We start from the raw sequence: 9,963 nt of genomic DNA on the forward strand, positions 1-9,963 counted from the left end.
TGAGCGTGTTGTAGCCCCAGTGGTTGACCAGGCCACGAGCGAGCAGGTGCCGTTCGCTGATGTGCTGGTGCACCGGCAGCAGGCAGACGCTGGTGATGCCCAGGCGCTGCAGGTGGCCGATGACCGCCGGGTGGGTCAGGGCGGCGTAGCTGCCGCGCAGCTCCTCAGGCACCTCGGGGTGCAGGCGGGTGAGCGCCTTCACATGCGCTTCGTACAGCACGCGGCGGTGTTCGGCGATGGCCGGGCGTGGTGTGAGGGCCGCGCCTGCGGCGAGTTCGGCTGCAGCATCCACGACCACGCACCTGGGCATCTGGGCGGCGTTGTCCTGCGGGGCCGGGCGGTGTTCGTGCCAGGGCTGCAGCGGGTCGTCCACCGCGTGGCCGGTCTGCAGCGCCAGGCGGTTGGTGTCGCCCACCAGGGCCAGCGCCCAGGGGTCCAGCAGCAGGCGCTGCGGGTTGAAGCGGTGGCCGGCCTCCGGTTGCCAGGGGCCGTGCGCGCGCAGACCGTACAGCTGGCCGGCCGCCAGGCCCGGCACGAAGGTCTGCCAGACGCCGTTGCCCGCATCGGTCAGGGCGATGCGCCGTGTCTCGGGGCCAGTGGCGGTGTCGAACAGGCAGACATCAACCCCATCGGCCTGCGGGGCCCAGACGGCAAAGCGCACGCCCCGTTGTCCGTCCTGCGCTTGCAGGTGGGCGCCGAGAGCGGGCATGCCGTGCGCCGGGATCATGCTGCCGGCGTTTCCGGTTGCAGCCACAGGACGCTCAGCGGCGGCAGCGTGAACGCGGCCGACCACGTCTGGTCGTGCATGGGCTGGTGGTCGGCGAGCACGCGGCCGTGGTTGCCCACGTTGGAGCCGCCGTAGACACCGGCGTCGGTGTTCAGCCGTTCGCGCCAGGCGCCGCCGTGCGGCAGGCCGATGCGGTGGCCGTGCCGCACCACCGGTGTGAGGTTGGCGATGACCACCACCGTGTCGTCCACTCGCTGGCCGTAGCGCGCGAAGGCCAGCACCGAGTGGTCGGCGTCGTCCACCACCAGCCACTGGAAGCTGTGCGGGTCGGTGTCGCGCGCGTGCAGGGCCGGGGTTTCTCGGTAGCCGTGGTTGAGGTCGCGCACCAGTTGCTGCACGCCGGCGTGCGCCGGATCGCCCAGCAGGTGCCAGGGCAGTTCGGCGTCGTGGTTCCACTCGGTGGGCTGGGCCAGTTCGGCGCCCATGAAGAGCAGTTTCTTGCCGGGGTGTGCGTACATCCAGGCGTAGAGCGCGCGCAGGTTGGCGCGCTGCTGCCAGGGGTCGCCGCTCATCTTGGCCAGCAGCGAGCCTTTGCCGTGCACCACCTCGTCGTGCGAGAGCGGCAGCACGTAATCCTCGCTCCAGGCGTAGACCATGGAGAAGGTCATCTTGTGGTGGTGCCAGCGGCGGTGCACCGGGTCCTGGGCGAAATAGGCCAGGGTGTCGTGCATCCAGCCCATGTTCCATTTGTGGTCGAAGCCCAGACCGCCTTCCTGTACAGCCCCCGTCACTTTCGGGAAGGCGGTCGACTCTTCGGCCAGGGTGATGGCCTGCGGCGCCTCGCGCTGCAGCACCTGGTGCACCTCGCGCAGGAAGTCGATGGCCTCGTAGTTCTCGCGCCCGCCGTCGCGGTTGGGCACCCACTCGCCGGCCGGGCGGCTGTAGTCGCGGTAGAGCATGGACGCGACCGCGTCCACGCGCAGGCCGTCCACGCCGTACTGCTCGACCCAATACAGTGCGTTGCCGACCAGGAAGTTCTTCACTTCGTGGCGGCCGAAGTTGTAGATCAGCGTGTTCCAGTCGCGGTGGAAGCCTTCGCGCGGGTCGGCGTGTTCGTACAGGGCGCTGCCGTCGAAGCGGGCCAGCGCGTGTTCGTCGGTCGGAAAGTGGGCGGGCACCCAGTCCAGGATCAGCTTGAGCCCGGCCGCGTGCACGGCCTGCACGAAGCGGCGGAAGGCGTCGGGCGAGCCGTGGCGCGCGGTGGGCGCGTACAGGCCGGTGGGCTGGTAACCCCAGGAGGCGTAGAACGGGTGTTCGTTGACCGGCAGCAGTTCGATGTGGGTGAAGCCCAGGCCGGCGGCGTAGGGCACCAGTTCGCGGGCCAGGTCGTCCCAGGTGGGCATGACGTCCCAGCCGCCCGGGCGCTTCCAGCTGCCGGCGTGCACTTCGTAGATGGCCATGGGCGCGTTGTCGCGCCGGTGCGTGCCCTGCGCCGTGAGCGGTGTGCGCAGCGGTTCACAGACGCAGGCGGCGTTACCGGGCGGCAGCTCGGTCTGGCGCGCGTACGGGTCGCTCTTCATCACGGTGCGGCCGTCGGCGCCGTGCACCGCGAACTTGTACCAGTGGCCCACATGGGCACCTGGCACGAACAGCTCCCACACGCCGCATTCGGGCCGCAGGCGCATGGGCTGGTGCTGCCAGCCGTTGAAGTCGCCGCTGAGCGCGACGCCGCGCGCCGCCGGGGCCCACACCGCAAAGGCCACGCCGGCCTGCCCGTTCATCGTGGTGGGGTGGGCGCCGAGCTTCTGCCAGGGGCGCAAATGCTTGCCCTCGGCCAGCAGCCAGGCGTCGGTTTCGCCAATCCAGAAGGTGTCCGCGGGCGGGGGGGTGGGGGTCATGTGTGTCTCGCTCTCGGGGCATTCTGGCACCGAACAGGTACCAAGCGGTTACAAAATTACATACCGCTGAGCACAAGGGTTTCATAAGCCGGCCGCGAGACAATCCCACCCATGACCTTTTCTGCCCGCTTTCTCACGCCCCAGCGCCTGCTCATGGCCTCGGTGGTCGTGGCCCTGATCACCATCACCCTCAAGACCCTGGCCTGGTGGATCACCGACTCGGTCGGCCTGCTGTCCGATGCCATGGAATCCCTGGTCAACCTGGCCAGCGCCGTGTTCGGCCTGGCGATGGTCACCATCGCCGCCCGCCCGGCCGACGAAGACCACCCCTATGGCCACCACAAGGCCGAGTACTTCTCGTCCGGCTTCGAGGGCATCCTCATCATCGTGGCGGCGCTGGGCATCTTCTGGACCGCCGGGCACCGCCTGTTCGACCCGCAACCGCTGGAGCAAGTGGGCTGGGGCCTGGCGCTGTCGGTGGCCAGCTCGGCGCTCAACGGCCTGCTGGCCTGGGTGATGTTCGGTGCGGCCCGGGAGCACCGGTCCATCGCGCTGGAGGCCGACGCCAAGCACCTGGTGACCGACGTCTGGACCTCGGTCGGCGTGGTGGTCGGCATCGCGCTGGTGCACTTCACCGGCTGGCTGTGGCTGGACGCACTGGTCGCCATGGGTGTGGCGGCCAACATCCTCAAGGAAGGTTTCCACCTGATCTGGCGCTCGTCGCAGGGCTTGATGGACGAGGCCGTCGAGCCCGAGGTGATGACCACCATCCAGCAGACGCTGGACGGCTTTGCGCACCAGCGCGAGGGGGTGGACATCGTGCGCTTCGACCACGTCAGCACCCGCCGCGCCGGGCAGCGCCGCTTTGTGGACATGCACATGCACATGCCGGCCAGCTGGTCGCTGGGACGCGCCGCCGCGGTGCGCGGCAGCGTGGAGCAGGCGCTGATGAGCGCCGTGCCCGGTCTAAGGGCCACCATCCAGCTGCTGCCCAGCGACGTGGAAGCGCACTTTGATGATCCGAGGGATCTCAAATGATCGCCCTGCTGCAGCGCGTGAGCGAAGCCCGCGTGGACATCGCGGGCGAGACGGTGGGCCAGATCGACCACGGCCTGCTGGTGCTGGTGTGCGCCGAACCGGACGACACCGAGGCCGTGGGCCAGAAGCTGCTGGCCAAGATCCTGAAACTGCGGATCTTTTCAGACGAGCAGGGCAAGATGAACCGCAGCGTGCAGGACGTGGCCGGTGGCCTGCTGATCGTCAGCCAGTTCACGTTGGCGGCCGACACGAAAAGCGGCAATCGCCCCGGCTTCACCGGCGCTGCGCCGCCGGCGCTGGGCGAAGCGCTGTACGACCGCTTCGTGGCGCTGGCCCGCGAGCAGCACCCGGTGGTGCAGACCGGCCGCTTCGGTGCCGACATGCGGGTGCACCTGGTCAACGACGGGCCGGTGACCATTCCGCTCACCGTGCGCTGACCTCTGGAGGGTGTTCACATGGCCTTGCGTGCGGGTATCGGTGGGCTGCTGGCGGCCTGGTGCGTGATCGCGGGGGCACAGGACCTGCCGCTGATCGATGTGCACGTGCATTTCCAGCCCGCCCCGGGTGGACTGCCCGCCGGTGCCGTACAGGGGGCGGTGGACAGCATGAACCGGCTGGGCATCGAGCGTTCGTTGCTGATGCCGCCGCCGCAGGTCGACACCAGCCAGCGTGGCTTTCACGACCTGGCCGACCTGCAGCGCGCGGCGCGCCCGCATGCCGATCGATTTGCCTTCCTGGGCGGCAGTGCGCTCAACGCGATGCTCCACCAAACCCCGGTGCCGGCGGTGGACGACGCCGTGCGGGCACGTTTTCGCCAGCAGGCGCTGGACTATGTGCAGCAGGGCGCGGTGGGTTTTGGCGAGATCGCCTTGTTGCACCTCTCGCTGCCGGCCATGGGCGCGAACCATTTGTACGAATCGGTGCCTGGCGACCACCCCTTGCTGCTGTTGCTGGCCGACCTGTCCGCCGAGCTGCAGCGCCCGGTCGACCTGCACTTCGATCTGGTGCCCGAAGACATGCCGCTGCCCGATGCACTGCGCGCCAACGCCGCCAACCCGGACCTGTTGCCCGCCAATGCCGAGGCGTTCAAGCGCCTGCTGGCGCACAACCCGAAGGCGGTCATCGTCTGGTCGCACGTGGGCTTTGACCCGCTGCTGACGCGCCATCCCACCCGCGTGCGCCAGATGCTGCAGAGCTTCCCCAACCTCCACATGAGTTTCCGGCTCAACCGGGGTGCGCCCCGGCCAGGCGCAGCGCTGGAGGCGGACGGTCGGCTCAAGCCGCAGTGGCTGGCCCTGATCACCGAGTTCCCCGACCGCTTCATGCTCGGCAGCGACGCGTTCTACGGGCCCGGTGGCAGCGAGCGCGGCGCCACCGAAGAGGGCCTGCGCAACCTGAAACGCCTGATCGCCCAGTTGCCCCCCGACGTGGCCCGCCAAGTGGCACGGGACAACGCGATCCGCCTCTACCGCCTGCGACCCTAAGTCGCTTGGAGAGCGGCCTCAGCGGTAAGGGTTCTTCAGCCCCAGCCCGGCGAGGATTTCGATCTCTCGGGCTTCCATTTCCTCGGCGTCGGCTTCGCTGGTCTCGTGGTCCCAGCCCTGGGCGTGCAGGGTGCCGTGCACCAGCAGGTGCGCGTAGTGGGCGGCGAGTGTCTTCTTCTGTTCCTTGGCTTCGCGTGCCACCACCGGCGCGCACAGCACCAGGTCGGCCATCACCACCGGTTCGGTCGCGTAGTCGAAGGTCAGCACGTTGGTGGCGTAGTCCTTCTGCCGGTAGTCGCGGTTGAGCGCCTGGCCTTCTTCGGCGTCCACGATGCGCACCGTGATCTCGGCGTCGGCGTCCAGCGCGTGGCGGATGCAGCGGGTGACGGTGTGCCGCGGCAGCGCGGCGCGGTGGCGGGCGGCGTCTTTCAGGTCACCGAACTGCAGGGACAAGGTCAGAGAAGGCCGGGCCATGGCGGATCTTCAGCGGGTGGAGCGGACGGAGGCGCGGTGGGCGCTTTTGGGCAGGGGCGGCAGGGCGTCGTCGTCCCCGCTGCGCGCGTCGTAGGCGTCCACGATGCGCGCCACCAGCGGGTGGCGCACCACGTCGGCGCTGGTCAGGCGGTTGAAGGCGATGCCGGTCACGCGCTTGAGGATGCGCTCGGCGTCGATCAGGCCGCTCAGCTGCGTGCGCGGCAGGTCGATCTGGCTGACGTCACCGGTCACCACCGCCTTGCTGCCAAAGCCGATGCGGGTGAGGAACATCTTCATCTGCTCGGGCGTGGTGTTCTGCGCCTCGTCGAGGATGACGAAGGCGTGGTTGAGCGTTCGTCCACGCATGAAGGCCAGCGGCGCGATCTCGATCTGCTGGCGTTCGAAGGCTTTTTGTACCTTGTCGAAACCCATCAGGTCGTGCAGCGCGTCGTACAGCGGGCGCAGGTAGGGGTCCACCTTCTGGCCCAGGTCGCCGGGCAGAAAGCCCAGCTTCTCGCCTGCTTCCACGGCGGGGCGGGTCAGCACGATCTTCTGCACCGCGCTGCGCTCCAGCGCGTCCACCGCGCAGGCCACGGCGAGGTAGGTCTTGCCGGTGCCGGCCGGACCGATGCCGAAGGTGATGTCGTGCGTGGCCATGTTTTCCAGGTAGCGCGCCTGGTTGGGCGTGCGGCCGCGGATCTCGCCGCGCCGCGTCTGCATGGCCAGCGTGTCGACGCCGGACTCGGGCAGGGCGGTGTCACCGGCCAGCATCAGCTGCACCGTCTCGGCCGGGATCGGCTTCTTCGCCATCTCGTAGAGTGCCTGGATCACCTCCAGCGCCTGGTTGGACTTGGCCTTGGGGCCTTCGATGCGGAACTGCTCGAAGCGGTGCGCCACCTTGATCTGCAAGGCCGCCTCGATGCTGCGGATGTGGCTGTCCATGGGGCCGCACAGGTGCGACATGCGCTCGTTGTCGGGCGGCGAGAAAGTGTGGCGGAGGATCAAAACGGATAATCCCGGACAGATTGAACAAAGGCCCCCAATGATAGGCAAGCTCACCGGCACGCTGCTGGAGAAGAACCCGCCCCAGATCCTGATCGACTGCCACGGCGTCGGCTACGAGGTGGACGTACCCATGAGCACCTTCTACAACCTGCCCGCGGCCGGCGAGAAGGTGTCGCTGCTGACGCACTTCATCGTGCGCGAGGACGCGCAGATCCTCTACGGCTTCGGCACGGCGGCCGAACGCGAGGCCTTCCGCCAGCTGGTGAAGATTTCCGGCATTGGCCCGCGCACCGCGCTGAGCGTGCTCTCGGGCCTCTCCGTGACCGAACTGGCCCAGGCGGTGACGGCGCAGGAAGCCGGCCGCATCGTCAAGGTGCCCGGCATCGGCAAGAAGACGGCCGAGCGCCTGCTGCTCGAACTCAAGGGCAAGCTGGGCGCCGACCTGCCCCTGGCCGGCGGAGCCGCCGCGGTGGGCGACGCGGCCAGCGATATCCAGCAGGCATTGATGGCGCTGGGCTACAACGAAAAAGACGCCGCCGCGGCGCTGAAGGCCCTGCCGGCCAGCGTGGGCGTGAGCGAAGGCATCAAGCTTGCACTGAAGTCGCTGGCGAAGTGACGGTTCGCCCGCACCAGGCGGGCGATCTGTTCGGGCGGGCGCGGGCGGTGCAGGCCCGGCGCGCACCCCCCTGAACATGGGGTTTTCTGGTCGGTGGTCGGTCCCTATCGTCGGGGCTTCTTGCATCGTCCAGAGGTGTTCCATGATCCGTTCCCTTCGCGCCGCCCTGTCCGCCACCACCATCGCCGCCCTGGTCGCTTGCGGGGGTGGGCAAGACGCGGCCCCGGACAGTCCGCCCCCCGCCGCCACGCTCAGCGGGCTGGCCGCCACCGGAGCCGCCATCCCTCTGGCGGATGTGTCGGCCCGCTGTGTGGCGGGGCCGCTGATCACCGGCCAGACCAACGCTGACGGGGTCTTCACCCTCGCATTGACCGCCGCTCACCAGGCCCCGTGCGTGCTGGAGGTGGTGCACGGCTCACCCGCGGCCCGGTTCTACAGCCTGGCCACCGCACCCGGGCGCGTCAACATCACGCCCGCCACCGATCTGGTGGTGGCCCGTGCGTTCCAAGGCCAGCCCGCAGGGGCCTTTGCCGGCCTCGACGCGGCGGTGGGCGCCGACCTGCTGGCCGGTTTGCCCGCCGCGAAGGCCTATGTGCTCGCCCAGTTGCGCGCCATCACCGGTGCCGACTACGCCGGCGACCCTTTGACCGGCGAACTGCGGGTGGGCGACGCGAGCGACCAGGTGCTCGATGCCCTGGGGCTGGCGCTGACACGGGCCAGTCAGACGCTGTCCGCCCTGCGTGACGGTGCGACCACCGGGGCCGACCTCGCGCCGCTGCTGGTGGTCCCCAACCCGCCGCCGGGCGTCGGTTTCTTCGGGTCCGGCAAACAGGCCGCCGACGTGGCGTTTCTCGACGGTCAGACGTTCACGGGCACCAACTGTTCGGTCGCGTTTGCCAACGGGGTCATGACCGTCACCGACACGGCCAACAGCCGGGTCGCGTCGGCGGCGTTCTCGGGCGACGCGCTGGACCGCATCGTGCCCGCCAGTGGCCGGGCCCAGATCGACTTCCTGATGGTGGACGGTGGCGTGCAGCGCATCGGCAGCACGCTGTACCCGGCGGTGGGCACGCCGTCGGCGATCGGGCGTTTTCAGATCGCGGACTATGTGAACCCGCAGGCGATGGTGCTGGAGGCCTCGGTCAACCAGTCCGACGGCGCGGGCAATGTGGTCGGCGCGGCCTGCCGCAACATCAACCAGGCGCTGACCACCTGGGTGCGCCCGACGCTGTCGAGTGGTCCACTGAACTTTCTGGACAGCTATTCCACCGACCTGATGCAGACACTGGGCCTGGGCACGCAGGTGCCCGCGCTGGTGGGCAGCTACACCGGCCTGGCCACCTCGGGCAGCTACAAGAAAGTGCAACTGCGTCCCTCGATCAGTGTGGTGACCAACGTGACCCTGGCACCCTGCACCCTGACGGTGGACGACCGCGGTCAGGCGCTGCTCACGGTGGATGGCGTTCACGCCACCACCATCGATCTGGTCGGGCGCGCCGTGCTGTTCCATGGCGGCTCGATCCTGCCCATCGGGACCTCGACCACCGACACCGAGTACGTCAAAGGCTACGCCTTCGGATCGGTGGCCCAGACCCTCATGACCTGGGTCGACGGCGCGGCCTACCAGGGGCCAGGAGAGATCAACGATTTCCAGGTGACGGCGCTGGATGGTTCCTACCGGGAAGAGTATTCGTGCCGCTTCAAGTGAGGAGCGCTTCTGCCGGTGAACGGACGTGCGGCCCGCGGCGCGTCACATCCCCTCGCGCACCAGCCGCCCGTTCACCGCCTGCACCGGCCGCGCGTTCATGGGGAACAGGCGGGTGAACAGCCGCAGCTGGTCGGCGCCGAGCGTGACGGGCTGCTTGAGCACCATCCACAGCACGCCCTCGCTGCAGGGCGGCGTGGTCAGCGAGCCCATGAACTGGTAGTAGCGCTGGTCCGAGGGCAGCAGCTCGTTGAGGTCCAGCAGGTCATCGGGCAGGGGCACACGGTCCTGGGTGTCCAGCGGCATGCGTGTCCACACCTTCTGCACAAAGGGGTTGTTCTGGCCCACGTCCATCAGCACCGCCACCACGGCCAGCTGGCCGGCTTCGTTCTTGTGCACCAGGTGCGCCACCATGGCAAAGCCCTTGTAGTTCACCTTTTCCTCCGCCGGGTGGTGGAAGTGGAACTGCACCAGCTTGTAAACCGAGCCGCGCACCTTGATCCAGTTGTGGCCCATCGGGTCGACCTGGATGGTGTGGCCGTTGTTGACCACGCTGCCGCCGCTGCCGCTGTAGTGGAACTCGATCGGCTCGGCCGGGCCGGGCACGGCGTCGGTGGACTGGATGTGGATGGGGCTCTGGCGTTTGCCGATGGCGCAGGCGTTGAACTCCGGCTTCATCTGCCCCCATTGCTCGGGGCCGTGTTCGCCTTCGTATTCCCAGTGCACCTCGCCACCGTGGGCTGAGGGTGCCGCGTGGCCGGCCAGGGCAGCGGCGCGGGCCTTGGTGTATTCGTGGCCGGTGGCGCCGCCGTGGGTCGATGCCTTGGCTGTGTGGCGTGGCGCGGGCGTGTGCACCGCGGCCAGCTGGGTGGGGCGCGGGGCCTGCACGTCGTCGCCCACCAGCACGTGCACCTTGTCCTGTTCGGATCGCTTGGCCATGGCGGCGCGGATGCGGTCGGCCACCAGCTGCGGGTCGCCGGGCGCGGGTGGCGGCGCGGCGGCGGGCGCCTTGGCCG

9 protein-coding genes and 1 pseudogene are annotated in these 9,963 nt (G+C 69.1%); 5 read left to right on the forward strand and 5 right to left on the reverse strand.

Going from position 1 to position 9,963, the window contains the following annotated elements; all coding sequences use genetic code 11:
* Both ACR2JA_RS01050 and glgB read right to left on the reverse strand, forming a co-directional pair.
* Positions 1 to 754: pseudogene (locus tag ACR2JA_RS01050) on the reverse strand (glycogen debranching protein GlgX); the annotation flags it as partial.
* Entirely contained in the window at positions 724 to 2,625 is a 1,902-nt protein-coding gene (glgB, locus tag ACR2JA_RS01055) for a 1,4-alpha-glucan branching protein GlgB (protein ID WP_434007289.1), read from the reverse strand. The gene glgB and the pseudogene ACR2JA_RS01050, both read right to left, overlap by 31 nt.
* A gap of 111 nt (positions 2,626 to 2,736) precedes the next feature.
* Between glgB and ACR2JA_RS01060 the strand changes: the two genes are divergently transcribed.
* From ACR2JA_RS01060 to ACR2JA_RS01070, 3 genes are read left to right on the forward strand one after another with little or no spacing between them, the layout of a single operon-like run.
* Positions 2,737 to 3,663: a cation diffusion facilitator family transporter gene (locus ACR2JA_RS01060; RefSeq protein ID WP_434007290.1), complete on the forward strand. Its 927-nt coding sequence runs from the start codon at positions 2,737 to 2,739 to the stop codon at positions 3,661 to 3,663.
* The gene (gene dtd, locus ACR2JA_RS01065; RefSeq protein WP_434007291.1) at positions 3,660 to 4,100 is read left to right on the forward strand and encodes a D-aminoacyl-tRNA deacylase; all 441 of its coding nucleotides are present in this window, start codon (positions 3,660 to 3,662) and stop codon (positions 4,098 to 4,100) included. The genes ACR2JA_RS01060 and dtd overlap by 4 nt, the downstream gene beginning before the upstream one ends.
* Positions 4,101 to 4,118: 18 nt before the next feature.
* Entirely contained in the window at positions 4,119 to 5,147 is a 1,029-nt protein-coding gene (locus ACR2JA_RS01070; RefSeq protein ID WP_434007292.1) for an amidohydrolase family protein, read from the forward strand.
* 18 nt (positions 5,148 to 5,165) lie between these two features.
* Here the strand turns inward: ACR2JA_RS01070 and ybeY are convergent, their stop codons facing one another.
* Together ybeY and ACR2JA_RS01080 are read right to left on the reverse strand one after the other, a co-directional pair.
* A complete protein-coding gene (ybeY, locus tag ACR2JA_RS01075) occupies positions 5,166 to 5,621 on the reverse strand; it encodes an rRNA maturation RNase YbeY (RefSeq protein ID WP_434007293.1) in 456 nt (151 codons plus the stop codon).
* Positions 5,622 to 5,630: 9 nt separating this feature from the next.
* Positions 5,631 to 6,626, reverse strand: coding sequence for a PhoH family protein (locus ACR2JA_RS01080; RefSeq protein ID WP_434007294.1), 996 nt, complete (start codon positions 6,624 to 6,626; stop codon positions 5,631 to 5,633).
* 37 nt (positions 6,627 to 6,663) lie between these two features.
* Here ACR2JA_RS01080 and ruvA point away from each other — a divergent pair, with 37 nt between their 5' ends.
* A complete protein-coding gene (gene ruvA / locus ACR2JA_RS01085) occupies positions 6,664 to 7,242 on the forward strand; it encodes a Holliday junction branch migration protein RuvA (RefSeq protein WP_434007295.1) in 579 nt (192 codons plus the stop codon).
* 142 nt (positions 7,243 to 7,384) lie between these two features.
* Positions 7,385 to 8,950: a hypothetical protein gene (locus ACR2JA_RS01090; RefSeq protein ID WP_434007296.1), complete on the forward strand. Its 1,566-nt coding sequence runs from the start codon at positions 7,385 to 7,387 to the stop codon at positions 8,948 to 8,950.
* Between the two features lie 42 nt (positions 8,951 to 8,992).
* Here ACR2JA_RS01090 and ACR2JA_RS01095 read toward each other — a convergent pair.
* Positions 8,993 to 9,963 (reverse strand): carbonic anhydrase (locus tag ACR2JA_RS01095; RefSeq protein WP_434007297.1); only part of this gene is annotated, 971 nt, incomplete at its 5' end.

Source organism: Hydrogenophaga sp., assembly GCF_051007235.1.
In the GTDB taxonomy this organism is placed as follows: domain Bacteria; phylum Pseudomonadota; class Gammaproteobacteria; order Burkholderiales; family Burkholderiaceae_C; genus Hydrogenophaga.

What these genes read in the sequence shown, in the direction of transcription:
- glgB (WP_434007289.1), bottom strand. Translation starts at nt 2,625, where the DNA reads ATGACCCCCACCCCCCCGCCCGCGGACACCTTCTGGATTGGCGAAACC.
- ACR2JA_RS01060 (WP_434007290.1), top strand. Translation starts at nt 2,737, where the DNA reads ATGACCTTTTCTGCCCGCTTTCTCACGCCCCAGCGCCTGCTCATGGCC.
- dtd (WP_434007291.1), top strand. Translation starts at nt 3,660, where the DNA reads ATGATCGCCCTGCTGCAGCGCGTGAGCGAAGCCCGCGTGGACATCGCG.
- ACR2JA_RS01070 (WP_434007292.1), top strand. Translation starts at nt 4,119, where the DNA reads ATGGCCTTGCGTGCGGGTATCGGTGGGCTGCTGGCGGCCTGGTGCGTG.
- ybeY (WP_434007293.1), bottom strand. Translation starts at nt 5,621, where the DNA reads ATGGCCCGGCCTTCTCTGACCTTGTCCCTGCAGTTCGGTGACCTGAAA.
- ruvA (WP_434007295.1), top strand. Translation starts at nt 6,664, where the DNA reads ATGATAGGCAAGCTCACCGGCACGCTGCTGGAGAAGAACCCGCCCCAG.
- ACR2JA_RS01090 (WP_434007296.1), top strand. Translation starts at nt 7,385, where the DNA reads ATGATCCGTTCCCTTCGCGCCGCCCTGTCCGCCACCACCATCGCCGCC.